Consider the following 26,717-nt stretch of genomic DNA (forward strand, 5'->3'; position numbering starts at 1 on the left):
GTTTTGGAGACGGGATTGATGGCGCGGAAACGGTATTCGGACGAAGATATTCTGCGGCTTTTGCGCGAGATTGAGCTGGGCCTGGCATCTGGTTCGGATGTCGCGACGGCGTGCAGAACGGCTGGTGTCAGTGATGCGACCTATTACACATGGCGCAAGCGGTTTGGTGGGATGGGACGATCTGAGATGGCCAATCTGAAGGCACTGCAGAAAGAGAATGATCGGCTCAAGAAGATCGTGGCCGAGCTTGAACTGGACAAGCTCATTCTCAAGGAGAGCCTTGATTATCTAAAGCCGAAGGCCTGACGGCAGACCAGCTTCGTCAGGCCGTGATGCATACCCGACAAAAGCTGGCAACCTCTGAACGGCGCACCTGTCGCGTGATTGGATTGGCGCGGAGCACGCTGCAATACCGCGCAGCGCCAAAGGATGATGAGGCGTTACGTCTGGCGATGATCCGATTGGCCAAACGGTATGGGCGCTACGGCTACCGCAAGGTCGCCGAGCTGCTGCGTGTCGAAGGCTGGGCAGTCAATCATAAAAAGATCGAACGACTATGGCGCGAAGAAGGCTTGCAGCTCCCACAACGGCACAAGAAACGCAAACGGCTGTACCACAAGGACAGCTCGATCATCCGGCTCCGACCGCAACATCCCAATCACATCTGGAGCATTGACTTTGTCCACGACAAGCTGAGCAACGGACAGAGCTACAAGATGCTGACGGTGCTGGATGAGTATACCCGTGAGGCGCTCTGCGTAGCGGTCAAGCCGAAGATGAACAGCGCAGACGTGCTGGATGCGCTCTACCCACTCTTATTGCGGCACGGGAAGCCCGAACACATCCGTTCCGACAACGGCGCGGAGTTCATCGCAACGGCCCTGCAGACCTGGTTAAGAAAGGTGGGCATTAAGCCGATCCAAATCTACCCGGGATCACCTTGGGAGAATGGATACAACGAGCGCTTCAATGGCACTCTGCGCCGGGAAGTCCTCAACGCAGAATGGTTCCACACCACCAAACAGGCTCAGATCGTCATCAATACCTGGCTTAGACAGTACAATCGTGTCAGACCCCATCAGGCTCTAAACATGCGACCGCCCGTTCCAGAAACCTTGCTCAAAACTGGCCCATAGAATTGGGGCTGGACAGGCGCACCTGTCGCGTGATTGGATTGGCGCGGAGCACGCTGCAATACCGCGCAGCGCCAAAGGATGATGAGGCGTTACGTCTGGCGATGATCCGATTGGCCAAACGGTATGGGCGCTACGGCTACCGCAAGGTCGCCGAGCTGCTGCGTGTCGAAGGCTGGGCAGTCAATCATAAAAAGATCGAACGACTATGGCGCGAAGAAGGCTTGCAGCTCCCACAACGGCACAAGAAACGCAAACGGCTGTACCACAAGGACAGCTCGATCATCCGGCTCCGACCGCAACATCCCAATCACATCTGGAGCATTGACTTTGTCCACGACAAGCTGAGCAACGGACAGAGCTACAAGATGCTGACGGTGCTGGATGAGTATACCCGTGAGGCGCTCTGCGTAGCGGTCAAGCCGAAGATGAACAGCGCAGACGTGCTGGATGCGCTCTACCCACTCTTATTGCGGCACGGGAAGCCCGAACACATCCGTTCCGACAACGGCGCGGAGTTCATCGCAACGGCCCTGCAGACCTGGTTAAGAAAGGTGGGCATTAAGCCGATCCAAATCTACCCGGGATCACCTTGGGAGAATGGATACAACGAGCGCTTCAATGGCACTCTGCGCCGGGAAGTCCTCAACGCAGAATGGTTCCACACCACCAAACAGGCTCAGATCGTCATCAATACCTGGCTTAGACAGTACAATCGTGTCAGACCCCATCAGGCTCTAAACATGCGACCGCCCGTTCCAGAAACCTTGCTCAAAACTGGCCCATAGAATTGGGGCTGGACATACTCATCCAGCACCGTCAGCATCTTGTAGCTCTGTCCGTTGCTCAGCTTGTCGTGGACAAAGTCAATGCTCCAGATGTGATTGGGATGTTGCGGTCGGAGCCGGATGATCGAGCTGTCCTTGTGGTACAGCCGTTTGCGTTTCTTGTGCCGTTGTGGGAGCTGCAAGCCTTCTTCGCGCCATAGTCGTTCGATCTTTTTATGATTGACTGCCCAGCCTTCGACACGCAGCAGCTCGGCGACCTTGCGGTAGCCGTAGCGCCCATACCGTTTGGCCAATCGGATCATCGCCAGACGTAACGCCTCATCATCCTTTGGCGCTGCGCGGTATTGCAGCGTGCTCCGCGCCAATCCAATCACGCGACAGGTGCGCCGTTCAGAGGTTGCCAGCTTTTGTCGGGTGTGGACCACGGCCTGACGAAGCTGGTCTGCCGTCAGGCCTTTGGCTTTAGATAATCAAGGCTCTCCTTGAGAATGAGTTTGTCCAGTTCAAGCTCAGCCACGATTTTCTTGAGCCGATCATTCTCTTTCTGCAGCGCCTTCAGATTGGCCATCTCAGATCGTCCCATCCCACCAAACCGCTTGCGCCATGTGTAATAGGTCGCATCACTGACACCAGCCGTTCTGCACGCCGTCGCGACATCCGAACCAGATGCCAGGCCCAGCTCAATCTCGCGCAAAAGCCGCAGAATATCTTCGTCCGAATACCGTTTCCGCGCCATCAATCCCGTCTCCAAAACTAAGCCAACTGTGGCACAGTTTTAGGGGGCCAAGACAGATCATCCACCTAATGATCCACGGTTGACATTGCGTCCCCAAATTGTCGGTCGCGTTGCCTCGATTTCAGATGGGCAGTTGGTGCTAGAAGATCACCGCGAAGGCTATGAAACAGTCGAGGCCAATAAAGCCCGCCTGTCCGGGAGCAAAGCTGACTTTGACTGGTGTGTACGCGTTCTTCTTGGCAACGATGCAGAACGGGTTCTGAAGGAGGCAAACCTCGGAGCAAGCCAACTTCATGCAGGCCCGGGGCGGCTCAAGACGATCGAGGAGACATTGGGTTTTTTGCGGGACGACTCTTTAGAAGCCGTTCCCGGAGTGCAATTCGAGATTGCTCAGTTACTTGACTCAAGGTCTCCTTCATTCCCCACCCGCGAAATGATCAAGAAGCCTTCGCTTGTGTTTGATCCGTCAGGAACGCGCACGGACGATTGGAATGAGCGTGGAATCAAGGCTAATGGCCCTTACGATCAAAGGACCTTCACGCCAAAGGGGCTCAACATCGCCGTCATTTGCCAAGACCGGTATGAGGGACAGGTTGAGACTTTCGTTGCCAAATTCCTCGAAGGCATGCCTGACGTCAAAACCGGGAGGCGTGGGCGAGAGCAAGCGCGCTATGGGGATGGATTTCTACGTCGTTTCCAACTCGAAAAAGCAAACGTTCAGACTTTTACGTCCTTGTCGCCGACGCTGGAGAGTTACGAAAAGGCGTGTACCAATGCACTTGAGCATGCCGCTGACACCGGAATCCAGTGGGATCTGGCACTGGTTCAGGTCGAGGAAGAATTCAAAACCCTCCCCGGCAACCAAAACCCATATTTTGGGACAAAAGCTGCGTTACTGAAGAACCATGTTGCTGTTCAGAGCTTCCGATTAGAGACAATGCAACAGCCGGCTTCGGGACTGGTCTTTACAATGAACCAGATGAGCCTTGCATCCTATGCAAAGCTCGGGGGCCGTCTGTGGCTCTTGGGGGCCGAACAAACCGTCGGCCATGAACTGGTGATCGGTGTGGGGTCACATGTCGCAACGAACAGCAGAATAGGGGGTGGGACGCGCCAGGTCGGTATCACAACGGTCTTTTCAAGTGATGGCGGTTATCACTTGAGTGAACGCACAAACGTTGTTCCGTTTGAGGAATATGCGGACGCTCTCACGGATACGCTGAAACGGACAGTTGTGCGGGTTCGAGACCAAGACAACTGGAAGAACACGGATCGGGTTCGTCTCATCTTTCACATGTTCAAACCAGCTAAGGATGTCGAAGCAGAGGCAATCAAAGCTGCGGTTGAAGGTCTCGATCTGGACAATGTGACATATGCTTTTGTCCACGTCGCTCCGACCAATCCCTTCGTGATTTTTGATTTGAACCAACAAGGTCAGCCTTCTTGGGCGCAACAAAGAAAGGCATCTTAGGTCCCTCAAGGGGATGCATCTCAAACTCGGGAACTACGAGTCGCTCGTTGTGTTTGCGGGTGCATCGGAACTTAAACAAGTCACCGACGGGATGCCCCGGGCTTGCCTTCTTAAGCTCCATCGCAACTCCACATTTCGAGACATGACCTATTTGGCAAGGCAAGCTTTTGATTTTACCGCGCACTCTTGGCGGATCATGTCTCCTGAACCGTTCCCGATTACGATCAAGTATTCAGACTTGATTGCAGAGCGGCTGACTGGGTTAAAGCAGGTTGAAAGTTGGGACGATGATGCCGTGAAGTTCCGCGACATTGGCAGAACCCCTTGGTTTCTGTGATGCAGTTATCCGAACTCAAATCCGAACTTGTTGTCTCTGAGGATGAATACGCCCGCTTGCCTAACCATGTCGCAGGATTTTGTGCCTTCATGATAACGCAAGATCGCAACAGGTTACCCTCTTTGGTATGTGTTGATGGTGATCAAACTGATGATGTTGCCGCTTATCCGGTGGTGGCAAGTCTAGGCTATGCAATCGCAGCAGACATGGCGACAGAAGCCGATCTTGCCCGCTTCAGGCAGGGATTTCTGCATTTGTCTGGTCGAACCTTCTTTGCTGAGGGACGGGTTCCAAGATTTGAGATCGATGGTTTCGCATTATTCGGTGTGTCGTTGGGCATCGAGCGGGCCAATGTCCCAGTGCATGAGCGCGACTGGATTGTCGATCTACTGGAAAAATCAGCAACGGTTGTGCCACGCACGGACTGGGAGTACGGGCTTGTCAAAGCCGCCCAGGCTGTCTTGGGCATTGTCGATTGGGATACCATTCCAGATGCGCTGTGCAGAGTTGCGGTGCAAACGGCACTGAATGCTGAAGCTGGTCCCAAGGAAATGCAGCTTGCCTGGGCGAGTGCCGTGACACTGCTCGGGGAAAGAATGCAACAAAAGCGCGCTGCCGGTCGAGCCATTTTTGACTCTTGCATGGGCGCGCTTTCAAGACTGCCAATCCATGGTGTTGGCTTGCCGGAGTTGATCGCTCTGCTCGACGAAGTTCGGGATGCCATGTCGCATTGGACCTATGAAACAAAACCGCGCGTAAAAAGTGTCACACCGCAACAATGGGAGGTTGATCACGAGTATCACGTCCAGAATCTCCTCTGGACGTTGCTCCGGCCTGTCTTCAAGGATTTAGTGGATGAGCAATCACTTCCTAAGTTGGGGCACACCACCCCTCGCTATGATCTTGGCGTTCCCTCGCTTCGAACGATCGTCGAGGTCAAGTTTATGCGCCGCGCCGGAACTGCAGAGTGCCGCAAGATTACACAAGAGATAGCCGCAGATCGCTCACTCTATCTCGGCAATCGGACCGGCTATGAGAAGCTCATCGCGTTCATTTGGGATGACTGCAGGCAGACAGAAGAGTATGCAACTCTCACACAAGGCCTGGAAAGCCTCGAAGGGATTGAGAAGGTGATTATCCTTCCGCGGCCGTCGAGAATGGATCGGTCAAAGATATCCTAGTGGTTCAATGTACGAAGAATGTCACAGACATCCGCACCTCAGTTGCGTGAAGGAAACGGCAGGAACCAGACCCATTGGCATCATGTTTCTATTAGACGAAGGCGCTTGAACGCGCCTTCCGGGAATAGAACGTCAAATACGCGACCGGCGAACATCTCCTTACTGGAATGACTTTGCTCGACACCAATATTGCGCTCGAGCTTCTTTGCGATTGACGGCGTGTCCAGAAGATCTGGCTTTTTCAAAGCCGCGAGAGTCACGAACGCATGGGACCAGGATCGACGCCCTTTCGGTTCCAGCAAGAGCGAATTAACGAGATGGTGCAGGTTGGAAATGTCTATTTTGGTTTGGACTGTGACGATGCCACGTCGGACAGTGGCGAGAACGCCAAGTGCCCGCACTGTGTCATATGGGTCGCCGAGGGTGCTCCAGAGGGCACCGCCGACGATCGCTGCGATCTTATCCCAAATAAGGCCCGCCTGGTCATGATCGCACTCGGCGAGTGCCGCATAAAGTTGTTCACGAAAGTGTGCGATTTCATCGTCTCTTTCAATCAGTCGATCAAGATAGCTGCCTTCGGCTGACTTCGGTCTATCCCCGGGTTGCCCCCAGTCGATCTCATCGGGCGCAACGACGCGTTCTCGCCAGACTGCAGTAAGTCCCTTACGGACGGCACCGGGCAATAACCGCATCATTCTGAATCGTGGTGCGTCGGCAGTTCTGGCAGCGGAAAGCACATCTCCATCGACAGCAAAGATCTGACCATCATTGCGCAGATAGATGTCCTTGAAGGCGCGCCACTCCAGCTGCGCAACATCGCCGGACACGATCCAGCACAAGCGAATTCCGTTTTCCGCGTAGAAGTCCTCGCGACGCGTGATGGTTGGCAGTTGTGTCGTTGCCAGCTGGATTTCGAAGGCTGCAGGCCCTCTCTGCCATGATGGGGGTCGAGTCCGGCTCAGTGCAGAATAGGGCGGTAAGGAGTTTACTGCGACAGTGCATCGTCAAGCGTCTCAATATCTCTAAAATAATGCAAGAAACGCCCAATGAGACATTGAAAGAGATCCGACAGGCGAACTGTCTCAGTTTCTACACTCATTGAGACACGATCACCAAAGCGGGGTCGTTTGCATACCGAGGCGAAAGAGGAAAAAGAGCCCTTAGCCGCTACTTGGCAGCCTATCCTATTGAGACGCGATCATGTCTATTGATGGTTTCCACGATTGAGATAGGGTCAGCCCAGCGGGGGGGCTAGATGACATTCACGACGCTCGAGCAGGAGGCCATAGTTCTAAATGCCACAATGGGCATGGTGGACGATATGGTGAACCACGCCATATTTTGTTCGCCGGGTGAGGTGAGAGAAAACACAAACCTCCTGCCCCAGACGTCGGACACCCTACGACAGTTCGCAATCCTACTGCGCGATTTCCTTTCGCCAGTCACTGGGAAAGGTCAGCGGCCGATGCCTTTCGGACTGCCAAAACCGCCCCAAGGCGGCAAGGCTACCGATCATACTACACTCTTTTATCTTGCTCGGGTTTGCGAGAACCCGTTGATAGGAATGATATAAAATTCCTCACTATGGAGGTTCATGATTTCACTGAATGGCTTGAGTGCTCCGCCTTTGTTCCGGGAGTATGGTTGTCGAGCATCGAGGTGGAGGTCGATTTGACTGTTAAGCGCATCGACTTCATTCGCATGGGTGGAGACATCGGGAAGCACAATTTCCTGCGCCTCGGCGGACAAGCTGCTAAACTGATAAGAATCCTCGGGGAGAACGGCGTTTCGATTGACGAGAGCCGAGCCTACGCAGCGTTACCGGATTGCTGGGATTGGTTTCACACGCACTTGTTCGCCTACCATGCCAGCACGATAGCGGAATTCCTGAACAACATACGTTATGCCATTCGGCTCTACGTCGAGCCCGCCGCAAAATCTCGCTATCGGGTCACAGGAAAGATCGACGACTACCGCGAAACCTACACCTATGACCGGCCAGCCGAGATCAAGAGCGAGTTTGCATGGGGGCAGTATTGTGACTTGCTGAACAGCACGCGGCGCAGACCTAACTTTCCGCCGTTCAGCGTGACCGAATCGCTGAAAAACCAGCTCTGAAAGTGAGCGTCCGTTGAACCCGACCTAACGCCTTCCGGTGGAGGCGGCTAAGCGAATAGGTGTTCTTTTCAGTCAGCGAAAGGTAGCGTCGTCCGCGTCTTTCCAGCTCGGGTTTGGTGCGATTAAAGGTCGGCTTCAAACCAACCTATTAGGAAAACTCCTTACCGCCCTATTCTGCACTGAGCCGGACTCGACCCCTGATGAGGCATAAACATCCGGAAAGGCGTAAAGCCCATCATGACCCTTTGTGTAGCGCTCAGAAGTAATGCCAGCCTCGGCTGTATAGGTGTCCAGGGCCAGGATTTCGCAGATCATCGCCTTCAGGTTTTGTGACACTCGCCCTCTTGAGCTCCTTTGAACTTCGAGGCGTCAATCGAGCGAAAATTTGAGGCGTTGGCGGTCGCCCACCGGCAATCCTTGATGTCCGAACAAAGTGATAGCAGTGACGTCGACCTGCTGTTGACTCGCGCCCATAGACCGGTGCGCGGCAATCACCGCACAAGAGAACTGGGTCACCGCGTCGTCTTGATCGAGTCGCCTCTGCCCGCAATTCGACCCATTGTGTATCAGACAGCGCTTGCAAGAACGTTTCGGCGTGAACGGGGTTTTGAAAGCCAGGAACATGGATGGCTTCGATGCTGAGACTCGCTTTCTTCATCATGTAGCTTCACTCAGTTCCAACTCTGGCAAATCCCTCAACGATTGAAGATCGAACGTCGCCAAAAACTCAGGCGTCGTTACAAAGGTATGCGGTGCCCCGGGCCGCGGTGCTTTGGGTCCGTTCGCAATCATGTCTGTGTAACGAAGTCGTGCAAGAAGATCGCGGCTAATCTCCTTACCGAATATCTCTTTCAATCCATCCCGGGTGATCGGCTGATGATAAGCAACAGCGCAGAGAACGGCCATTTCAGTCTCGTTGAACGCTAAGGACCGCTCACCGAGATCAGCCGCCGCCTTGATCGCTTCGGCAAACTGCGCCTTTGTACGGAACATCCAACCGGTTGCTACTTGCACCAGTTCATAGGGACGCCCCACCAGCTCGGCCTGGATGTCCTCGATCAATATATCGATTGAGGCCCCCTGCCCTATCACACGGACCAAGTCCTCGTGCCCGACTGGCGAGGCACTGGCGAAGAGCACCGCCTCGATCCGCCCCATCCACTCGCGCCATCGCAACTCTTGCGGCAGGTCCTCAAGCTCCCGATCAAACACACTGTGGTGTGATCGGCCGTCGCCTGCAGTATCAGGCAAGTCCGAGCTTGAAAAATTCTGTGTCACTGCACTCATGACGCGATCCCGTAGAGGCGGAATGTCGACCGACCGGTCAGTTCTCGCGCCACGTCTAATTCGACCAGCCGATAGCAGAAGCGTCGGGCGGCCCGCGCCGTCATAGGGGTCGACGTGCCACGTATCATCGGCGACAGCATGCCGGAGGGAGCAACCGCATCTTCGCTCAGAAACAGGGCGACCGCATCGGCCGACCCCTTGGTCCGTAATTTCGGGGCAACGGCGCGCAGGGCCTTCGCCCGTGCAGCAAGCATCGTCGCAAGTCGAATGGTGGTTTCAGCCCCCTGGGTGATGGTATGTTGGACAGCGGATATGCTTGTCCCCTCTTTCAGGTCGCGCAAGGTGCTCTTGGTCAGATGGAGGGCCGTCAATGGTAACGGCCGTTCCCAACCGAAGAACCGTGCCAGCACCACATCGGACAACAAGCAGCCGATCCGCTCCGCTCGATGATCGGCCTTAAGCACCTCGCGAAGGATGCCGGTTGCCGCTGAAAGTGGCCCGTCAGACTGGCTTTTATCGACCGCAGTTGCCAGACTGATGCCCGCCTCTTCGCCAAAGCGTTCATTGATGTGAACGGCAGTAGCGCACAGCCAGTCAGTATTCTGCAAACGAAGCCGCACGGCGTTTCGCCAGAAATCCAGCACATCCCCATCCGGTCCCCAATGGCGCACGCCGAGCATATCCGGCGGGGTCAATTGATAGGCGTCTCGGATATCGGCCTCTGTCGCCATGCGTCCTTCGAGTTTGGAGGTCACCACGGCGGCTTTGAGCGCCAGCGCGTTGGCCAGCAAAGACTTGGGCACCGCATCGCCTGACTGCCGTAATACGCCGTCGAGCATAGCGAAGGTAGCACCCGACAAAAATGCCATGGTTTCCGGGGTTTCTGTACGCGCCGAGGTGACCCAGGCGGGGAGCTTGGGTAGAGTGATCCGGTCGTCGGCGATGGTCGTAGGTTGGTAGGTCATGCTACACAGTGTAGATAACTAGGGCGCTTTTGCCTACTATATAGTGTACAAACCGCCCCACTCTGCGGCTCTCAGCTATGTCCAATAAGTTTGCATTATCGGACAGTTTTCGAACCTTCACGCATCGCCGATTTTCGACGGATCTACCGCCGTTTCCCGGAGCGTTGGAAACTATAAATTGAACGTCCGCTATTCCGGGTTGCAAATGGAAATGCTGCACTTGCGGCGAATTTCTGCTTTCCGCCGATTCTGTGGAAAAACAACGTGTTGCGGACGCAGAAAGTGGTGTGCTGAACCGAGCGCGAGTGCCTTTCTGATCAGGCTTTACGTGTTTGCTGCGGTGCGGGAAAGATCTTGGCCAGTTTGCGGAGGTTCTGGGCGGTGGCGGCGAGGAGGAATTCGTCGTTTGCGCCGCATGGGCCACGTAATCGGAGCCGACCCAGGCCGAGAATGCGTTTGAGGTGGGCGAAGAGCATTTCCACCTTCTTTCTGAGCTTCATTGAGATGTCGTACTGGCGGGTCTTGGCAATGTCTCGAGCCACCTGGCGGGCGTCTTCTGTTTCTTCGCGGCTGATCTTGCGGGCATCCGCGTTGGGGCAGCACTTGGTTTTCGATGGGCAGACCTGACAGACCTCTTTCAGAGCGCGATAGCGAGCGGTGCCCTTGCCCGTCGGACCGCGGTTGGGGTCTGAGTAGTTGCGGCGGAACTGCTTGAGGGCGTGACCTTCGGGACAGATGTATTGGTCATTCTCAGCATCCCATTCGAAGTCGGCGCGGGTCCAGGTGCCGTCATTGCGACCGGACTTGTCGAACACCGGGATATGCGGCGCAATCTTGCGATCAACCAGCCAGCCCAGAAGTGGGCCGGTGCCATAGGCGGTGTCCGCGATTAGTCTCTCCGGATGCAGATCGAACCGTTCCTTTACTCGGTTCAACATGGTCTTGGTCGATCCGACCTCAGCCTGACGGATTGATCTGGTGGCTTCGACGTCGATGATAACTCCGTGATCTGTATCGATCAGGTAGTTGTCGGAATAGCTAAAGAATGCAGGGCCTTTGCGGGCTGCGGTCCATTGGCTCGCCGGATCGGAATGCGATGTGAACTTGGGCTGAACCTCGCTGGCAGCGCCGAACGCAGCCTCGTCCAGCGTGTCGAGATACTCGCGGACGGCGCGGGGCGCGTCGGTCGGATCAACGGTTGAGGCGTCCCACTCTTCCTTCGGCGTTGAGTTCTGCTTGTTGGCATCGGCTTCGATCAAGCTTGCATCGATGGCCATACGCTGACCGCTGACGAGGCCTTCCTCAATGCTGTGTGCCACGGTCATCTCGAACAGGTAGCGCAGCAGTTCGCTTTCGCGGAACCGCCCATGCCGGTTCTTCGAGAATGTGGAATGATCCGGCACACGGTCGTTCAGATCGAGCCGACAGAACCACCGATAGGCTAGGTTCAGATGAACCTCTTCACAAAGCCGCCGCTCGGACCGGATCCCGAAGCAGTAGCCCACGAGTAGCATTCGGATAAGCAACTCGGGGTCAACCGAGGGCGTCCAGTATGGCTGTAGAACTCCGCCAGATGCGACCGGATGCTGCCAAGATCGACGAACCGATCAATCGAGCGCAGCAGGTGATCTTGCGGGACATGATCTTCCAGCGAGAACTCGTAGAACAACGCCGCCTGCGCTTCCTGCCTCGGTCCCATCATCGCCAATTCCTCCCTACAGGACGAATTGAATCAGCGACTTACCACTCAATCAACCAAGAGTTTTTCAACGAAATACGCCGATTCTGTGGAAAAACAACGTGTTGCGGACGCAGAAAGTGGTGTGCTGAACCGAGCGCGAGTGCCTTTCTGATCAGGCTTTACGTGTTTGCTGCGGTGCGGGAAAGATCTTGGCCAGTTTGCGGAGGTTCTGGGCGGTGGCGGCGAGGAGGAATTCGTCATTTGCGCCGCACGGTCCACGTAATCGGAGCCGTCCAAGGCCTAGGATGCGCTTGAGGTGGGCGAAGAGCATCTCAACTTTCTTTCTGAGCTTCATCGCAATCTGGTACTCTTCAGTTTTGGCCAGATCTCTGGCGACCTGGCGCGCATCTTCGTGCTCTTCGCGGGTGATTTTGCGTGCATCAGCGTTGGGGCAGCATCTTTGTTTGGACGGACATACCTGGCAGACTTCTTTCAAGGCGCGATAGCGGGCTGTGCCCTTGCCCGACGGCCCCGGTTTGGATCAGAGTAATTCCGGCGGAACTGTTTAAGCGCGTGACCCTCTGGGCAGATATATTGATCATGCTCAGCGTCCCATTCGAAGTCTGTGCGTGTCCAGGTGCCGTCGGGGCGTCCGGCCTTGTCGATGACCGGGATGTAAGGATCGATCTTGCGATCCACGAGCCAGCCGAGCATCGGGCCTGAGCCGTAGGCGGTATCGGCGATCATCCAGTCGGGGACGAGGTCGAACTTGTCCTTCACCCGGTCCAGCATCGTCTTTGTCGACCCCACTTCGGCTTGCCGGATGGATCTGGTCGCTTCCACATCCACAATCACGCTGTGATCTGTATCAACGAGGTAGTTATCAGAGTAAGCAAAGAAGGCTGGTGCCTTGTGCGCCGCTGTCCATTGGCTGGCAGGGTCCGAATATGAAATGAACTTAGGCTTGACTGGCGAGGCAGCACCAAACGCGGCCTCATCCAGGGTTTCCAGATATTCCCGAACAGCGCGCGGTGCGGTCTTGGCATCGATCTGTGCAGCATCCCATTCTTCTTGTGACGCTGAATACTGCTTGGTCGCTTCTGCCTCAATCAAGCTGGCATCAATCGCCATACGCTGGCCGCTGACCAAACCTTCTGCGATGCACCGCGCCACTGTCGTTTCGAACACGTGCCGCAAGAGTTCACTCTCGCGGAACCGACCATGGCGGTTCTTGGAAAAGGTAGAGTGATCCGGCACTCGATCAGTCAGATCGAGGCGACAGAACCAGCGATACGCAAGGTTCAGGTGCACTTCTTCGCACAACCGCCGTTCCGACCGGATGCCAAAGCAATAGCCCACCAGCAGCATGCGGATCAGCAACTCGGGATCGACGGAAGGGCGACCAGTATGACTGTAAAAATCCGCCAAATGATTGCGGATACTACTCAGGTCAACAAATCGATCAATCGACCGCAGCAGATGATTGTCCGGGACATGTTCCTCCAGGGAGAACTCATAGAACAGCTCAGCCTGAGTTTCCTGTTTTGGTCCCATCATCATCCAAACTCCCATTCAATAAGAGAATTGAATCAGCCAGATGGCCTTCGATCAAGACAGAGTTTTTCAACAGAATACGCCGTTCGTGTCGTATTTCATCTCCCTACCTTTCCAGGTCCAACTTTAGCCAATAGCGTGTGTACCGGAGTTCACCCGTTCGGGTCAGAGCGCCCTTATCTACTAGATCCTGGAGATCCCGCGTCGCCGTGGCGCGGGATGTTCCCGTGATCGAGATATAGTTCTCGGCGCTCAGTCCGCCTGTGAAACCATCCGGCCCAGCCTTGAACAAACGGGCGATGACCTTACTTTGGCGAGCGTTGAATTGATCTCGATGCCGGTCATAGAAATGCGTCTTGGATATGAAGAACCGAACCCGCTCAAGAGTCACCTGCTGTGCTGTGAGGACTGTCTCAGCAAACCAGTTAAGCCAAGGTGTAACGTCTAGCGTCTTTTGGTGACGTTCGAGCTGGTCATAGTAAACCTTCCGCTCTCGCTCGATCGTGAAAGCAAGTGCAATCAGGCTTGGCTGACCAATGTTTTGCGCCAGGGACTTTTCAGCCAACGCCCTTCCCAACCGGCCATTGCCGTCTTCAAAGGGATGAATGCTCTCGAAATACAAATGGCTCAAACCGGCCCGCGTCAGCGCACGTAATGGTTCCAGACCATCCGGTGCGGTCCGGTTGAACCATGTCACGAACTGGTCCATTTCAGCAGGAACCTGACGCGAAGGTGGCGCTTCGAAATGCACCGTTGGACGGTCGAGCCTGCCTGAGACTATTTGCATCGCATCCTCATGGCTCCGGTATGATCCAATCGTTTCCAGATGCCTGTCATGGGAAAGAAGCATGTCATGCCACCGAAACAGGGTGTCGTGTGACAGTGGTTCCGAATAGTTGGAATAAACATCTACCATCATTTCAGAAACGCCCTGCTCGCGCGGTTTAGATGGATAGCTGTCGGGAGCCAGCCCAAGATGCCGACGCAAGGAGGATTGCACGCTGAGACGATCCAGCATCTCGCCTTCGATCGCGCTGGTTTTCATCGCTTCTTCGCTTAGCAGGTCGATACGCAATTGATCTCGATCCGATGTGTTCACATGATGAACCGCTCCAAGAACTTCCCCTGAGGACAACAGGAATTGTTGTTCGTATGGTCCGAGTCTTGCGGCATCGTAACGAAAATTCGGCCAATCAGGGTTCTGCCAGTTCCACATCGTGAGGTATAAGCTTCCTTTCTATAGCTCACCATTTATGCAATTGTGATTTATAGAGGTCAATCCTATTACTCACCTTTTCAAACTCTTCAACCCGGTCATCGATTGGATGTGTAATCTGAAGACGGTAAATCTCATCCTGTTTCCCAAATTTACGTAGCATTGGAGGTCCGCGAGAGCATTGCCTTTGGAGACAACTCTCCCATTTCGATCTTAGCCAGCAACGAAATCAGGTAAGCCGCTGGAGACTGTATATTCTCTGCACGTTGAAGGATGTATCCGAGAACAATGAAGCGAATAGCTGGGCCAAACGTCGATTTCATTGCATACCAGGTTTGGCCAAGCCGTAGATACTCGGCGATATCATTCATAAGCCGATCACAGTGGTGCTGATCTTTTGCAAAGCGTAGTTCTGAGCATAGCCGTGGAAAACTGCGCTCCATTTGGTCTGGAGAAACTTGAATCTGAGAAAGTTTTTCTTTCTTAACTTCCGGATTCAAAGAGTCCTCTTTGTGCCCCTCGATTTCACTGTCACTGGCCCTCAAATTTTCGGAATCTGTCTGTGTTATCTCGGAGATTTCCACAGAGATTTCTGCCAGCAGCTTGTTGAGTACATTCGCATCTGGTTTGCGACGCAGAGCATTGCGTACGGTGGTCATCAAATCAGAGATCGCGGTGTCATTTGCTACGAGCTCCCTAAGGCGCGCCAGAGCGGCGGAAACCTTGTCACGGAGTACAGTGAACTCCAGAACTCGATCAGCATGCCTCTGGGCTTCCTGGATGAACTCAGGGTGTCGTTCATACAAGGGCATCAAGGAGAGCCCAGTCGCGGTGACCACCCTGCCCTGTCTATCCCGGCGCGCCCATCGCTTGCCGTTTGCGCTCATGACGCGGCGGATAAGTCCAAGCTCAACCAGCGTTGAGATATGACGCTCAACTGTCTGCACGCTGACATGAGTTCGTTGGGCGATCGCCGCGTTGGAAGCGAAGCAGATGTGATGATCATCTTGGTCCGCAGTAATCTGATCACCGCCCACAAAGGAAATCATCGCTCTCAGGACATTGAGAGTTGTGGATTTTAACCCAAGAGGTTCCCTGGCCTCTTCAACGGCGCGAAGAAGTGTCCATTTTTTGGGCGTACTACTCCTCTGCCCTGCCGTTCCCGACAAGGTTGCTCCATTTGGAGCCAATGCTGTTAGTGTTTTCATGATTATCTATCGGCAGACAAAAATTTCCCGTACGCTCAGGAGCGTTTTTTCTTGTGTGGCGATTCGGGTGCTGCTAGATTCTAGGTGTCTAATCTAAGAATTGCGCTCTGCGCAGCAGCCCTCGAAGCTCCGGCTTCGGGGGTTTTGTTTGTTTGCCTTCCTCCTTTCTGCTCGTCCTCAGTTCTTTTTCTCGGTCTTTACAGCTGTAAACTCAGCGTGTGAGCGCTTGATGATTTCAGCCATGTTATTGTCCAACCAGCTGGCGAAGCTAGCGTTAGCTCCGGTCCTTTTGACCGAAACAGTTAGTGATCCGTTGGTGGATTTGATTGTAACGCCTTCAATTGGGCTTACTTCGGCTGCACCTTCTCTTTGTCGTGCACCACGTTTGGTAGCTGCTTTTAGGAGCATTTCCAGCCGATCATCTGACGACATCGATGGCTCAATGGTTGCAAGCAGGTTGGCCGCTTCATCTTCCGCCAGCTTGCCTGCACCGAAGTGTTCTGCAAGCACGGTCCATTTTGGGCGGCCAGATTTTGGGGCTGCACCGATCATGTCACCAATCTTTGCAGGAACATGTTGCGTAACTTTTGTCAGGTGAGACAGCCCTGATTTCGAAACGTTCAATACTTGCCGCACCGTTGCAGTGTCATGCCCGGAAGTCAGGATAGCCTCGGCGAAACGTGCTTTCTCGTAGAAGGAAAGATTGCGCCTCGCAGCATTTTCAAGCCCTTTGGCGAGAAGCGCTGAAGCATCGTCGATATCCTGAACATTAGCGCGGACTTTAATACCGAGTTCACGACAGGCTTTGAGCCTCCTCCGCCCATAAATTGCCTCGTATCGACCGTCGGATTTCGATTTTCTGACAAGAATGGGAACCTGTTGGCCACCGTCTTGTATACTCGACATCAAGCTTTCAAAACTATCGTCTTCCTCGTCAGTGTTTACAGCTGTAAACTCACCAAGCCTATCGGCTGGGCCCCAATCGTCGATCAGAGCAGGGTCAATTTCCCTGATTGCGGCCAGAGAGCCCTGAAGCGCACCAAGTGCAGGGGCGTTGGGTTTTGGGGCTTTGTCGATGGCCTTGGGGCTGGAGCGCGCGATGGTGCTTGCGATCCCCGACATCTCCTGAAGCGATTTTCTAGCCATTAGCTGCGTCCCCACGCTTGATGGATCATTTGCTCTACCTCAGAGCCGATCGCATCCATTGAGTTCTTTGCCCGATCATAAGTTGCGCGTGTCATTTCCGACCGCACGACCTCGTAAATTGATTGTTTGAGCATTGTGGCGTCACTGATTGCAGTGCTTTTGAGGGCCGTAGCTGACATAACGCGATCCTGAAACAGTGCTCGCATGAACGATGCCAGTTGTTGAGACGGTACGTCTGTCGGCTCGTCACGCGTTATCAGGAACTTGAAGTTATCGTATTCGAGCGTAGCACCAGCATCTTCAATGACTGCCATGTAAGCACCAGCGAGTTCGAGAAATTGAGCAGTCGAAGACACGTCCAGCATCGAAGGTGTCAGTGGCACAAGCAATGAACTGGCGGCGGCCATCCCGGCTATTGTCAAGAATCCGAGTTGAGGTGGGCTATCAATCAGAACAAGGTCAAATTCGCCTTCTACCTGGGCCAAGGCATTCCGTATTCTCGTAAAGAACGGATGGTCCGGGTTGGAGTGAACGGCAGATTCTGTCTCAAACTCGGAAAGAACAAGCCGTGACGGCGCCACAGACAGACCGGGGAAGTATGTCGGAAGCACAACGTCCGCCATATCTACCGGTTCTTCATACCGAATAGCATCGTAGATCGTCAGCCCGTCAAACTCTATTTCCGGGCTGATGCCGCACATGGATGTAAGCGAGCCTTGTGGATCCAGGTCAACGGCCAATACACGGTAACCGCGAAGCGCAAAATAGTGAGCCAAGTGAATTGTTGTGGTGCTCTTGCTGCTGCCGCCTTTGAAGTTCATCAACTGCCAGACTTGGAGCTTTTCTCCTTCAGTCCGGCGAGGGACATAGCGCCCTTTTTGCGTGAGGTTTTCTCAAGCGTCTCGCGAGCCTCCCAAAGTTCTTGGGCAGTATAGTAACGCCTGCCGCTGCGTACGTCATTCGGTTCAGGAATCGTTCCCTCTGCGTGGACTTTGCGCATGAACTGACCTGAGACACCTAAGAGTTCGGCAGCTTCTGGCGCTGCAAAATTTCGCAGTGATTTGGTGTTGTCGGGGGCAAATGCAGCAAGTAGATGTTCCCGGATAGCCGAGTTTAATCTCTCGGATATTTCCGTTGCGAGTGCCGATGGTCTTTCTGCCGCAAGTGGTGTCACGGGAATCATGTAGTTGCCTCAAATTAAAGAATGTGGTCATTTTTGCGCCACTTGAGACAAACAGCCGTGATTCATTGCACTAAGTCAAGGGTTTTCGCCTATATTGTAGGTTTTCCAACGCGGAGGACTACATAAGCTTTGCGTCAGAGGAAGGTGGTTTACAGTTGTAAACTCGGTTGAGCGGGATCATGGGTTCTTTCAGTCGATGACGTTCTAACGTAGGCATGCGAAGGCATTCCTATAAAAATCCTCCAAAAGCTCCGCTTTGAGTAGAGCACATAAAGCTTGTAATTGGAGTGAAGACCGAACGGCTTGTGACGCAAATCGCGCAATTGGGAAGGGCAGGGGATTAGTTAAGCTGTCTGGTCAAATTCTCTCGCCAACAAATTTGTAATCGAGTTTTCTGCGATAGATACGTCGCATTAGTACTTCTGCGCCAGAACGGGAGGACGATGCAGTGAGAAGGGCGCGGCGGCCCGGGTTAGATACTCCGAGCGCAGCCCGTTGAGGAGAGGCAAACCCGCGGACTCTCCGGCTAGAGTCAGCTGCTGGCCGAGGGCACATGAACTGGCGTGCAGGGAGACGCTGGGTTTAGAGTACTGTGTCCCATCAAGTTTCGGCGGAACAAGGAACGGTCCTCGATCCAATGCAGCTGTGTTTGCGCGGCGCGGCTTTTGGCGCAAGTCTCTACTGTCGTTGGAATCATATGGGATCACAGACACGATCCGTGTGTACACATCCCTTGGGCGTCCCTAAAACCAGCTCGCCCCAATTAGCGACTATGGGCTCCCCAAGCGTTGTACTGACAGTCTCATTGGCATATATTGCCAAAGAGGAGGCTTAAGCCATGGTAACCCGCAATGTCGTACTCACAGAATCTCAGGATCAACTGGTGGAGAATCTGGTTGCTTCCGGTCGCTATCAAAACGCCAGTGAAGCATTGCGCGCCGGCCTTCGGCTTCTGGAGCGGGAAGAAGCGGGCCTAGTGTCTCTCAAACAAGGCCTGCAGGAGGGTGTGGCGCAGGCTCAGGCTGGAGATCTGGCAGAAGGCAGCGGTCCGGATGCGATCCGTCGTGCCTTTGCAAAGGCACGAACCGAAGCGTGACCAGACCCTTTCGACTGACATGCCGCGCTGAAGCCAGCCTGGTGGAAATTGCGCGATGGACCATCGACAAGTTTGGACAGCATCAAGCCGATCTTTATGAACAAGAACTGATAGCGCGCTGTCAGGCCATCACGGAGGGCAGGGCGGCCAGCCGCAGTTGTTCTCTATTGGTCGAAGAAGCGGTTGATCTCAGGTATGTGCGAGCAGGAGAGCATTTCCTTGTCTACTTGGATCAGCCGGATAGCGTGATCATAATCGATATCCTGCATTCCCGTTGCGATCTGCCGCGACATGTTTCTGCGCTGGCTGCGTTGACTGATGCGACGGGGAACAGGACATAGGCGGTGCAGCCAGAGTATCCTTCAGGTTGGGATTTCTTTAAACGATCAGTAAATGCTTACCCCAGCAGGTCGGCTGCCGGGTTTTCCGCGATATCGACGTCATCGTAATACTTCTGCGCCTGTGCGAGCGAGCGATGCAGCGACAGGCGCATGGCGGCCTGGATTGGAGCGCCGTCCAGCGCCGCTTGCGTCAGGAAGCCTGAGCGCAGCCCGTGGGGGGAGGCAAAATCTTCGGGCAGCCTGGCCAGTTTCAGGCGGTGCCGGACAATCTGCGCAATGGCATCCGGGCTGAGGCGGCGTTTCAGCACCCGGTCGGCCTTGGAGATCGGGCGGAAGAGGGGGCCGTCACTGATCCCGCCAACTTCGATCCAATGCACCAGCGCCTGCGTGGCGCGGCCCTTCAGCACCAGACGTGGGGTCTCGCCCTTTTGGGTGGTCTTGGTTTCCAGCAATGAGAGCCAGACGACTCCGGTCTTTTCGAATTCCTTCAGCGAAACGTCTTCAAACATCAACCCAGTGATCTCCGACCGGCGACGTCCACCGCTGGCCCAACCCAGCATCAGCAGCGCCCGGTCGCGACAATCGCGACGCGACCCCCGGCAAGTGGCCAGTAGCTGCTCGAGCACCTCACGCGTGATCGGATGGGCGGATTTCGGGGCAGGGGGCCGGGCGGCGGCGCGGCACGCCTTGGCGCGGGCCTGCTTCACCTGCGGGGCGGCAAACGGGCTGGACAGGTTCTTCATCCGATGAAAGGCCAGCCAGGACGCGATGCGCCGGTCCAGCGTCGACGGGGCCGGGCAGGTGAGGGACTTGCGCAACCCCTGCGCGATCAGCGCCTCTGCCACTTGCCGGGCCATGTCCTCAGGCGGGGCATCACCAAGATCGCGCGAATGATCCAAAATGAAACGAAGGGCGACATCCTCAGTTTCTGGCCAAACCGCACCAGTGCCGACCCTCAGGGTCTTCCAGGCGGTGATGTAGAGCAGGTCGCGCTCATAAGCCCTGAGCGTGTTGGCGGGCGTGCCACGGACATAGAGATCGGTCAGCGCGTCCTGGTCCGCTTGCGAGAGGGCGGGAAAGGCGGCGGGAAGGTATTGGGCAGGGGGCTTCATGGCCGCCATTCTGCGCGCAAATTCACGGGAAATCAATTAAATATGATAAGGGCTACTTATCGAGTATAATAGAAGGCTTGCAAGTTGTGCTTGGTAAAGCACAAAAAACCCGTATTCTGATCACCAATGAGTATAAGGTCAGAAAATAAAGGCGAGCTAAACGACCCCACGCGCTCGATCTACGACGTCGATCCGGTGCCTGACGAGGATTTGTGGTTTCTCCCACAGGCTCCCGAACCGGGTGAGGCGCTGGCCGATCTGCCCTGGCCGGTGGCGGCACGGGAGGGGTCGCTGCACCCCGAGATCTGGCTGAGGGCGGAACAGGCCTGCTATCGCGAACTGGTGGCGGCGGTGGCGGCGGTGACCCGGTTCGGGGAGCGGCTGCGGCAGATGCCCGCCGGGGTGGCGGAGCGGATTGCCTTACTGTCGGTTTCGGCGACGCTGCGGGCAGAAGGGGTCTGGCTGGCGCCCGAGAAGATCGCGCTCTACCGGGCTCTGCGTCTGGCCGGTGGGGACGAAGCACAGGCCCTGGCGCGGGCCGGCTGGGCGATACGGCGACTGGTGGGGCAGGGTCCCTTGGCACCCGAAGGACTGCGCGTCTTTCTGGGCCGGGCGGAGGTGGCCGGGGCGCAAAACCCAGACCCCGAGGCAGGCCAGCCGGTGGGAGAGGAACTGAATGCGCTCGACGTAGAGTTTCGCGCGCATCACGACCAGCTGGATGCATGCCACGAGATGACGCGTGCGGCCTGCGATCTGGCGTTCTGGCGCCGCGAAGGTCTGACCCCCTGGGACGAACTTTTGGAACCGGTGGTTGCGGCGATGCGGACCGGGGCAGGGGGGCTAGCCCCTTTTTGCCTGTTTCCGGCGGCCACCGCTTTGACCGCTATGCGCTGAAGGATGGAGAGGCCTCTGCCGAGGCGCGGCTGCGGGCCTTCTACGCGGCGGCCGAGGCTGGAGCGCTGGCCGCGCTGATGGAGTTGGACCGGTTGACCGCCTGGCTGGTCCGCGCGCGGGCGCAGATCCGGGACCTGTCCGGGCGCACACCCCCGATGCTGATCGATATCCTGACCCGGTATCCGGTTGTGTCCGCCGAACTCGTGGCCCGCGAGACGCGCTGCTCGGCAATGTCCGCCCGGCGCAATCTCAACCTGTTCACAGAACGGGGCCTTGCCCGCGAAGTCACCGGGCAGGGCAGATACAGGTTCTGGACAAACACAACTTGAAACGGTTCTGTTTAGGCTCTGAAGGTGTAGACGCCCCCGCTGACCTCGATGTGTCATTGTGGGTTTGCAAACAACCTGAATGGAGGCGTCTATGGAAGAGATTAGCATGATTGGCCTGGATTTGGCGAAGAACATTTTCCAAGTGCACGGAGCAGATCACACTGGTCACCCTATACTGCGGAAGAAACTGCGAAGGGGTCAGGTCCTTGAGTATTTTGCCACTCTGCCGAGATGCGTGGTGGCGATGGAAGCCTGTGCCAGTGCGCATTACTGGGGCCGAGAGATTGGCCGATTGGGTCACGAAGTCAGGCTTATTCCTCCAGCGTATGTGAAGCCTTTTGTTAAGCGGCAGAAGAACGATGTCGCTGATGCAGAGGCTATCTGTGAGGCTGCGAGCCGTCCAACGATGCGCTTTGTTTCTGTGAAGAGCGAAACGGCGCAAGCGGCAGCTATGGTGTTTCGGGCTCGTGAGCTTCTGGTTAGGCAACGCACGCAACTGATTAATGCCTTACGCGGCCACCTTGGAGAGCTGGGTCACGTGGTTCCGCAGGGGACCAGCAACATTCATAAGCTGGTCAAAATAGTGGAAGACCGGGATACCGGAAGCCGCGCGAGCTTGCTTGAATGGGTTGATCGAAATGTTGAACCAGTTGGAGGGTCAGATCAAAGAGTTGGATGCTGAGATATCCCGTCGCGCACGGGCTAGTGAAATGGCGCGCCGTCTAATGACGGTGCCAGGTATTGGCCCGCTCATTGCCACTGCGCTGATTGCCCTTGCGCCACCGCCTGAAACGTTCCGTCGTGGTCGGGATTTCGCCGCCTGGCTCGGCCTTGTCCCCGGCAACATTCAACAGGAGGCAAGCAGCGTCTCGGGGCGACAACAAAGATGGGAGAACGTTCGCTCAGGCGGTTGCTGATCATCGGCGCCAACAGCGTGGTACTATGGCAAGCACGTAATAGAACTGGAAAGGATCCTTGGCTTGCCCGCATGATCGAACGCAAACCACCGTTGCTGGTTCGGGTCGCTCTGGCAAACAAGATGGCGCGAATTGTTTGGGCCTTGATGAGCACGGGAGATGTCTACCGGGCTCCGGGGCTGCCAACGCATAAAGCGTATGCAGCTGTGAGGCGGCGGAAACGGAAGAGGACAATGGACGGTATGGCATAGGGATCGTGAGACCGGATCGGGAAAACCAGATCGCAACAGAGTGCTTTAAGCACGTGGTTTTGAATTGGACCGGATCCGCTAACACCATACGGGCCAGCGGCATGTTCAAAGGTCGCGCAACAGGCCGAACACATGTCAGTACCCGAACCGATGCAATTACCGGCCAAATTACCTCTTGCGTTTTAGGCGTCTACACATGTTGCAAAGTTTTGACCATTGACCTTTGTGGCGTCAGCGCCTGTGTGGCGAACTGCATTATCCAGTTGGAGGTTGGTCCATGATTTCTTTTAGAGGCGCACAGTATCCGAAAGACGTGTCTTGTTCGCAGTCTTCTGTTACATTCGCTACGGCGTCTCGTACCGCGACCTGGAAGAGATCATGTCAGAACGTGGGGTATCGGTTGACCATGCGACGCTGAACCGCTGGGTCGTGAAGTACTCGCCTTTGGCCGCTCGCGTAGCTCAGAAACGAAAGGCCAACACCGCTGAATCCTGGCGTATGGATGAGGGCTTTGTCGCAAACTTACGGCTTCGTCGCCTCCGTGTTAATGGCGTCTCGGATTTCGAACGAGGCGGGCAGTGACAATCTCATTCAAAGGCGCTCATTTCCCAAGGGACGTGATTTTGCACGCGGTGTTCTTCTATCTGCGCTACTCGGTGTCGTACCGTGATCTGGAAGAAATCCTGGCCGAGCGTGGCGTTAACGTAGATCACGCCACGCTAAACCGATGGATCGTCAAATACGCACCTCTGGTCGCCGATCGGGCACGTCGTCAGAAGCGTTGCTGCGGTCGATCCTGGCGAATGGACGAAACCTATGTGCGCGTTAAAGGAGTATGGGTCTACCTATATCGGGCGGTAGATAAACACGGTAAGACCCTTGATTTTTGCTGTCCGAACGGCGAAACAAAGCTGCGGCGACAAAATTCTTTGCTCGTGCGCTCGAGGTAAACGGGCTCCCAAGAAAGATAGTGATCTACAAAAGCGGCGCCAACACTGCCGGTATCAAGGCCATCAACAAGATGTTGAAAGGCTTTGGTTGCCCGGTCCCAATCGAGATGGTGAGGCGGAAATTCCTAAACAACATCATTGAACAAGACCATCGATTTATCAAACGACGGATCCGCCCAATGCTCGGTTTCAAGTCATTCGCCTCCGCTTCTGCAACGCTTGAAGGGATTGAAGTTGCGTAGATGATCCGAAAGGGTCAGTGCGGACTCGAGATCTGTCCGTTCAAACAGTTTACGGAACTAGCCGTCTAAACACAGCAACTTCTAACAAACATTCATACTTCAGAAAAGAATGCGACAAAGCCCTTGTTACTTCCCCTCGGCTTCGACAGTTATCGGGTCGATTCCGGCGAGCCAATCTTAGCTTCGATGCTCACCTGAATCGCGCCGCGTCGGCCAACTTTTCCAATGCCTCGTCTTTCTTGACAAAACCGCGTCGTGTTTTCCGACTCATATTGCACCTATTTGGTTGAACAAGATACAGTATGTTCTCTTATTGTTCTCACTGCAAGTGGGCAAATACTGCGAATGGGGCGCAAAGGACTCCTTAATGTCCTATTCAATTGAAGCGCCTACCCGGGTAGCCTGCTCGGCTATTTCGTCGAATTGTAGTTGCCAACGATATACCAACGACGCGCCGCCCCGGTTTTGATGCGGCGCAGCGCATCGGCAATGCCTGTTACTGATACAGGTCCGGCCGGTTCTTTCCGGGTTTTGCCCCAGGCAGACAAAATGCCTAAGAGAACTTCTGCACGCGCGGTATCTCCGCGGCTGGCCGCAGATACTAGCAACATCCAGGCGTGGTGAGACTGGTGGTTTTCTGTGAACCGAAGCCAGGCGGCTTGCGGGATGGTCAATTCTGCCATTTGTTCTCCATCATCTGAGTATCTGGGCAGCGCGTTCACCCGCACGGAACAATCGGATTTACACGAATTCTGCCCAACATTCTCCCATCAGATTGCCAATCGCTTGCGCCTTTTGGATTTCGGCCGATCCTTAGTCCGAACCATGACACACCGTCGCTTCGTTGCAAGGGGCAGGTCATTCTTCACTGACGTTGTGACCCCATCTGGCGCGGACGACATCTAAAATCCTTGGCAGTATCACGCACACACACAAAGTTTAGCTGCCCCACACTTTGCGGTGTTCTCCTGATGCCAGGGATACATACCTAGTACACACTGGTCCTAGTACACACTGGTCGTTTTTGGTGTATTATCACACCAGATCGATAGGAGGCGAGATATGCCACGACAGACCATCACTTTGACTGACCCAAATCATCAATGGCTGCAAGCCCGCGTTGACAGCGGTGAGTTTAAAACGCAAACCGATGCTGTTAATGATGCGGTGCGTCGCGCCCGTGAGATCGAGAACGGCATGGAAGAAATCAGGGCAAAGCTGATCCGCGCTGAGCAACTCGGATTCACCGATATGACCCCAGATGAAATACTAGAACAGTCAAAGAAAGAACTGCGCAAAAAGGGGGACTTATAGGCTTTCGGAAGAAGCAAAAGACGATCTAATATGTATTCACCAGTTTGGTGTCAGAGAGTTTGGTGCCGCGAAGTCAGATGAGTATTTCTGGCAGCTCATTCAACGATTTGAAGTGCTAGCCGAGACACCCCTGCTTTATCAAGAGGTTGCAGATATTCGCGAGGGGTATAGGCGAAGTGTCTGCGGTGTCCATTCGATCTATTATCGCATCACGGGCGAAGACGTGGAGGTCATGGCTATTCTGCGGTCGCAGGATGCAACGCAGCGCTTGTGACAGAACCCTTGACTATGCGCATTACCGGGCGATCCATCATCACCTCTTCCAAGATGTCTACGCATGGGCAGGACAACCAAGACAAATTCGAACCGCCAAAGGTGGGAACGGGTTTTGCTATCCAGGGGCCGTTACGCCTTAAGTATGAGTTATGCAACAACGCCCGCCACACGGCCAAATCATAGTAAGAGCCTATTAAAATATAGCCTCTCAGTATTTCTTAATGCAGCAACCTGGTCGTACGATTTGGTCGTCGGAATCGTTGCTTGCTGACCGCAATTGGATTGATGTCATAGGTAAGGAAAGATGAGATTAGACAGGCTACGATTATGAAGCCGATGTGGCGTAAGAAACGATTTAATTCTCGCCTCCACCATTTAAGACCTCCGCAAGCTGGCCAAGATCTTTCCTGCACCGCAGCAAACGCGAAAAGCATGACTAAAGAGACGCACCCAGAAAACTCTGAACATCGATTTCTGCACCAGGGACACGTTATTGCCGAACACCATGGGCGGGATGCTGGCATTCCCAGATTTTTCAACATTGCGCATAGTTGGTTCAGGTCTCGCACGAAAATTAGTCATAAATTGCAGGAGGTTCGAGTTGCTGGCGGTCGGAATTGATCTTGGAACAACCCATTCACTGGTATCGATTATACGCGAAAACGGTGAGGTTGAACTGATCAAAAGTAGTAATGGAGAAGTTCTGACGCCTTCGGTGGTTGGGTTATCGGACGATTTTACGTTGTTGGTGGGATCACCTGCACAGGCGCGGTTGGTTAGTTGCCCTGGAATGACAACCGCCAGCTTTAAACGGACAATGGGCACTTCCAAGACTTACGAGATTGGACGGCAGTCCTACAATTCCAGCGAATTGTCAGCGATTGTTCTTCGTAAACTCAAGGCTGATTTGACGGCCAACGAAGGCACGGTGGACATTGGTGCCTTGGTGATCTCAGTTCCCGCATACTTCAATTCAACACAACGCGAAGCA

At 54.8% G+C, this 26,717-nt stretch carries 26 protein-coding genes and 6 pseudogenes; 17 read left to right on the top strand and 15 right to left on the bottom strand.

The window, feature by feature from the left end; genetic code table 11:
* Window positions 1-18 precede the first annotated feature (18 nt).
* A pseudogene (locus ACR3ES_RS24820) lies at window positions 19-1,136 on the top strand (IS3 family transposase).
* A 2-nt stretch (window positions 1,137-1,138) separates the two neighbouring features.
* Window positions 1,139-1,921 (top strand): IS3 family transposase, encoded by a 783-nt coding sequence (locus ACR3ES_RS24825; protein WP_480424918.1) that lies wholly within the window; start codon window positions 1,139-1,141, stop codon window positions 1,919-1,921.
* Here the strand turns inward: ACR3ES_RS24825 and ACR3ES_RS24830 are convergent.
* Window positions 1,864-2,346, bottom strand: a complete 483-nt coding sequence (locus tag ACR3ES_RS24830; RefSeq protein ID WP_480425713.1) for an IS3 family transposase — start codon at window positions 2,344-2,346, stop codon at window positions 1,864-1,866. The genes ACR3ES_RS24825 and ACR3ES_RS24830 overlap by 58 nt on opposite strands.
* 23 nt (window positions 2,347-2,369) lie before the next feature.
* Window positions 2,370-2,657 (bottom strand): transposase, encoded by a 288-nt coding sequence (locus tag ACR3ES_RS24835; protein ID WP_480425685.1) that lies wholly within the window; start codon window positions 2,655-2,657, stop codon window positions 2,370-2,372.
* 79 nt (window positions 2,658-2,736) lie between these two features.
* Between ACR3ES_RS24835 and ACR3ES_RS24840 the strand changes: the two genes are divergently transcribed.
* From ACR3ES_RS24840 to ACR3ES_RS24850, 3 genes are read left to right on the top strand one after another with little or no spacing between them, the layout of a single operon-like run.
* Window positions 2,737-4,128 (top strand): argonaute/piwi family protein, encoded by a 1,392-nt coding sequence (locus ACR3ES_RS24840; protein WP_480634798.1) that lies wholly within the window; start codon window positions 2,737-2,739, stop codon window positions 4,126-4,128.
* A gap of 13 nt (window positions 4,129-4,141) precedes the next feature.
* Window positions 4,142-4,465, top strand: a complete 324-nt coding sequence (locus ACR3ES_RS24845) for a hypothetical protein (RefSeq protein WP_480634799.1) — start codon at window positions 4,142-4,144, stop codon at window positions 4,463-4,465.
* On the top strand, window positions 4,465-5,646 hold the full coding sequence (locus ACR3ES_RS24850; protein WP_480425711.1) for a PD-(D/E)XK nuclease domain-containing protein: 1,182 nt from the start codon (window positions 4,465-4,467) through the stop codon (window positions 5,644-5,646). The genes ACR3ES_RS24845 and ACR3ES_RS24850 overlap by 1 nt, the downstream gene beginning before the upstream one ends.
* Window positions 5,647-5,726: 80 nt before the next feature.
* On the opposite strand, the gene ACR3ES_RS24855 is transcribed toward ACR3ES_RS24850, so the two are convergent.
* A complete protein-coding gene (locus tag ACR3ES_RS24855) occupies window positions 5,727-6,473 on the bottom strand; it encodes a hypothetical protein (RefSeq protein ID WP_170437263.1) in 747 nt (248 codons plus the stop codon).
* An 817-nt stretch (window positions 6,474-7,290) separates the two neighbouring features.
* Between ACR3ES_RS24855 and ACR3ES_RS24860 the strand changes: the two genes are divergently transcribed.
* On the top strand, window positions 7,291-7,764 hold the full coding sequence (locus tag ACR3ES_RS24860; protein WP_480634800.1) for a hypothetical protein: 474 nt from the start codon (window positions 7,291-7,293) through the stop codon (window positions 7,762-7,764).
* Window positions 7,765-8,421: 657 nt separating this feature from the next.
* On the opposite strand, the gene scpB is transcribed toward ACR3ES_RS24860, so the two are convergent.
* The 10 genes and pseudogenes from scpB to ACR3ES_RS24910 all read right to left on the bottom strand — a co-directional run bounded on the left by scpB (window position 8,422) and on the right by ACR3ES_RS24910 (window position 18,004).
* Entirely contained in the window at window positions 8,422-9,051 is a 630-nt protein-coding gene (gene scpB, locus ACR3ES_RS24865; protein ID WP_170437267.1) for an SMC-Scp complex subunit ScpB, read from the bottom strand.
* Window positions 9,048-10,016: a DUF1403 family protein gene (locus tag ACR3ES_RS24870; RefSeq protein ID WP_480425710.1), complete on the bottom strand. Its 969-nt coding sequence runs from the start codon at window positions 10,014-10,016 to the stop codon at window positions 9,048-9,050. The genes scpB and ACR3ES_RS24870 overlap by 4 nt, the downstream gene beginning before the upstream one ends.
* Before the next feature lie 317 nt (window positions 10,017-10,333).
* Entirely contained in the window at window positions 10,334-11,341 is a 1,008-nt protein-coding gene (locus tag ACR3ES_RS24875) for a transposase (protein WP_480426314.1), read from the bottom strand.
* A 102-nt stretch (window positions 11,342-11,443) separates the two neighbouring features.
* Window positions 11,444-11,718 (bottom strand): annotated as a pseudogene (locus ACR3ES_RS24880) (transposase); the annotation flags it as partial.
* A gap of 151 nt (window positions 11,719-11,869) precedes the next feature.
* Window positions 11,870-13,254, bottom strand: a pseudogene (locus ACR3ES_RS24885) (IS1182 family transposase).
* A gap of 103 nt (window positions 13,255-13,357) precedes the next feature.
* Window positions 13,358-14,467 (bottom strand): Fic family protein, encoded by a 1,110-nt coding sequence (locus tag ACR3ES_RS24890; protein WP_170436848.1) that lies wholly within the window; start codon window positions 14,465-14,467, stop codon window positions 13,358-13,360.
* Between the two features lie 152 nt (window positions 14,468-14,619).
* Complete coding sequence (locus ACR3ES_RS24895) at window positions 14,620-15,675, bottom strand: helix-turn-helix domain-containing protein (protein WP_480425706.1); 1,056 nt, start codon at window positions 15,673-15,675, stop codon at window positions 14,620-14,622.
* A gap of 177 nt (window positions 15,676-15,852) precedes the next feature.
* Window positions 15,853-16,821 (bottom strand): plasmid partitioning protein RepB, encoded by a 969-nt coding sequence (repB, locus tag ACR3ES_RS24900; protein ID WP_170436841.1) that lies wholly within the window; start codon window positions 16,819-16,821, stop codon window positions 15,853-15,855.
* Complete coding sequence (gene repA / locus ACR3ES_RS24905) at window positions 16,821-17,645, bottom strand: plasmid partitioning protein RepA (protein ID WP_480634517.1); 825 nt, start codon at window positions 17,643-17,645, stop codon at window positions 16,821-16,823. Before repA ends, repB begins: the two co-directional genes overlap by 1 nt.
* Window positions 17,642-18,004, bottom strand: a complete 363-nt coding sequence (locus ACR3ES_RS24910; protein WP_480634518.1) for a hypothetical protein — start codon at window positions 18,002-18,004, stop codon at window positions 17,642-17,644. Before ACR3ES_RS24910 ends, repA begins: the two co-directional genes overlap by 4 nt.
* 838 nt (window positions 18,005-18,842) lie before the next feature.
* Here ACR3ES_RS24910 and ACR3ES_RS24915 point away from each other — a divergent pair.
* Both ACR3ES_RS24915 and ACR3ES_RS24920 read left to right on the top strand, forming a co-directional pair.
* A complete protein-coding gene (locus ACR3ES_RS24915; protein ID WP_170436835.1) occupies window positions 18,843-19,100 on the top strand; it encodes a type II toxin-antitoxin system ParD family antitoxin in 258 nt (85 codons plus the stop codon).
* On the top strand, window positions 19,097-19,441 hold the full coding sequence (locus ACR3ES_RS24920) for a type II toxin-antitoxin system RelE/ParE family toxin (protein ID WP_170436832.1): 345 nt from the start codon (window positions 19,097-19,099) through the stop codon (window positions 19,439-19,441). Before ACR3ES_RS24915 ends, ACR3ES_RS24920 begins: the two co-directional genes overlap by 4 nt.
* A 56-nt stretch (window positions 19,442-19,497) precedes the next feature.
* Here ACR3ES_RS24920 and ACR3ES_RS24925 read toward each other — a convergent pair whose 3' ends face one another.
* Entirely contained in the window at window positions 19,498-20,553 is a 1,056-nt protein-coding gene (locus tag ACR3ES_RS24925; protein WP_480425704.1) for a tyrosine-type recombinase/integrase, read from the bottom strand.
* A gap of 126 nt (window positions 20,554-20,679) precedes the next feature.
* On the opposite strand from ACR3ES_RS24925, the gene ACR3ES_RS24930 reads away from it, so the two are divergent.
* The 6 genes and pseudogenes from ACR3ES_RS24930 (at window position 20,680) to ACR3ES_RS24955 (ending at window position 24,205) form a co-directional block, all read left to right on the top strand.
* On the top strand, window positions 20,680-21,447 hold the full coding sequence (locus tag ACR3ES_RS24930; protein WP_480634801.1) for a hypothetical protein: 768 nt from the start codon (window positions 20,680-20,682) through the stop codon (window positions 21,445-21,447).
* Window positions 21,405-21,776: a helix-turn-helix domain-containing protein gene (locus ACR3ES_RS24935; RefSeq protein WP_480634802.1), complete on the top strand. Its 372-nt coding sequence runs from the start codon at window positions 21,405-21,407 to the stop codon at window positions 21,774-21,776. Before ACR3ES_RS24930 ends, ACR3ES_RS24935 begins: the two co-directional genes overlap by 43 nt.
* A gap of 91 nt (window positions 21,777-21,867) precedes the next feature.
* A complete protein-coding gene (locus ACR3ES_RS24940; RefSeq protein WP_480634803.1) occupies window positions 21,868-22,458 on the top strand; it encodes an IS110 family RNA-guided transposase in 591 nt (196 codons plus the stop codon).
* 43 nt (window positions 22,459-22,501) lie between these two features.
* Window positions 22,502-22,944, top strand: a pseudogene (locus ACR3ES_RS24945) (transposase).
* Between the two features lie 277 nt (window positions 22,945-23,221).
* Window positions 23,222-23,460 (top strand): annotated as a pseudogene (locus tag ACR3ES_RS24950) (IS6 family transposase); the annotation flags it as partial.
* 62 nt (window positions 23,461-23,522) lie between these two features.
* Window positions 23,523-24,205 (top strand): annotated as a pseudogene (locus tag ACR3ES_RS24955) (IS6 family transposase).
* A 341-nt stretch (window positions 24,206-24,546) separates the two neighbouring features.
* On the opposite strand, the gene ACR3ES_RS24960 reads toward ACR3ES_RS24955, so the two are convergent.
* Complete coding sequence (locus ACR3ES_RS24960) at window positions 24,547-24,819, bottom strand: hypothetical protein (RefSeq protein WP_480634804.1); 273 nt, start codon at window positions 24,817-24,819, stop codon at window positions 24,547-24,549.
* 379 nt (window positions 24,820-25,198) lie between these two features.
* Between ACR3ES_RS24960 and ACR3ES_RS24965 the strand changes: the two genes are divergently transcribed.
* The 3 genes from ACR3ES_RS24965 to ACR3ES_RS24975 form a co-directional block, all read left to right on the top strand.
* Window positions 25,199-25,450, top strand: a complete 252-nt coding sequence (locus ACR3ES_RS24965) for a ribbon-helix-helix domain-containing protein (protein ID WP_480425702.1) — start codon at window positions 25,199-25,201, stop codon at window positions 25,448-25,450.
* A gap of 34 nt (window positions 25,451-25,484) precedes the next feature.
* A complete protein-coding gene (locus ACR3ES_RS24970) occupies window positions 25,485-25,724 on the top strand; it encodes a type II toxin-antitoxin system RelE/ParE family toxin (protein ID WP_480426315.1) in 240 nt (79 codons plus the stop codon).
* Window positions 25,725-26,231: 507 nt separating this feature from the next.
* A partial coding sequence (locus ACR3ES_RS24975; protein ID WP_480634805.1) for an Hsp70 family protein occupies window positions 26,232-26,717 on the top strand: 486 nt, incomplete at its 3' end.

The organism is Ruegeria sp. B1 (assembly GCF_056535885.1).

What these genes read in the sequence shown, in the direction of transcription:
- scpB (WP_170437267.1), bottom strand. Translation starts at nt 9,051, where the DNA reads ATGAGTGCAGTGACACAGAATTTTTCAAGCTCGGACTTGCCTGATACT.
- ACR3ES_RS24930 (WP_480634801.1), top strand. Translation starts at nt 20,680, where the DNA reads ATGAGTATAAGGTCAGAAAATAAAGGCGAGCTAAACGACCCCACGCGC.
- ACR3ES_RS24925 (WP_480425704.1), bottom strand. Translation starts at nt 20,553, where the DNA reads ATGAAGCCCCCTGCCCAATACCTTCCCGCCGCCTTTCCCGCCCTCTCG.
- ACR3ES_RS24845 (WP_480634799.1), top strand. Translation starts at nt 4,142, where the DNA reads ATGCATCTCAAACTCGGGAACTACGAGTCGCTCGTTGTGTTTGCGGGT.
- ACR3ES_RS24895 (WP_480425706.1), bottom strand. Translation starts at nt 15,675, where the DNA reads ATGAAAACACTAACAGCATTGGCTCCAAATGGAGCAACCTTGTCGGGA.
- ACR3ES_RS24890 (WP_170436848.1), bottom strand. Translation starts at nt 14,467, where the DNA reads ATGTGGAACTGGCAGAACCCTGATTGGCCGAATTTTCGTTACGATGCC.
- ACR3ES_RS24835 (WP_480425685.1), bottom strand. Translation starts at nt 2,657, where the DNA reads ATGGCGCGGAAACGGTATTCGGACGAAGATATTCTGCGGCTTTTGCGC.
- ACR3ES_RS24965 (WP_480425702.1), top strand. Translation starts at nt 25,199, where the DNA reads ATGCCACGACAGACCATCACTTTGACTGACCCAAATCATCAATGGCTG.
- ACR3ES_RS24960 (WP_480634804.1), bottom strand. Translation starts at nt 24,819, where the DNA reads ATGGCAGAATTGACCATCCCGCAAGCCGCCTGGCTTCGGTTCACAGAA.
- ACR3ES_RS24915 (WP_170436835.1), top strand. Translation starts at nt 18,843, where the DNA reads ATGGTAACCCGCAATGTCGTACTCACAGAATCTCAGGATCAACTGGTG.
- ACR3ES_RS24870 (WP_480425710.1), bottom strand. Translation starts at nt 10,016, where the DNA reads ATGACCTACCAACCTACGACCATCGCCGACGACCGGATCACTCTACCC.
- ACR3ES_RS24940 (WP_480634803.1), top strand. Translation starts at nt 21,868, where the DNA reads ATGGAAGAGATTAGCATGATTGGCCTGGATTTGGCGAAGAACATTTTC.
- ACR3ES_RS24875 (WP_480426314.1), bottom strand. Translation starts at nt 11,341, where the DNA reads ATGACCGTGGCACACAGCATTGAGGAAGGCCTCGTCAGCGGTCAGCGT.
- repB (WP_170436841.1), bottom strand. Translation starts at nt 16,821, where the DNA reads ATGGCTAGAAAATCGCTTCAGGAGATGTCGGGGATCGCAAGCACCATC.
- ACR3ES_RS24910 (WP_480634518.1), bottom strand. Translation starts at nt 18,004, where the DNA reads ATGATTCCCGTGACACCACTTGCGGCAGAAAGACCATCGGCACTCGCA.
- ACR3ES_RS24850 (WP_480425711.1), top strand. Translation starts at nt 4,465, where the DNA reads ATGCAGTTATCCGAACTCAAATCCGAACTTGTTGTCTCTGAGGATGAA.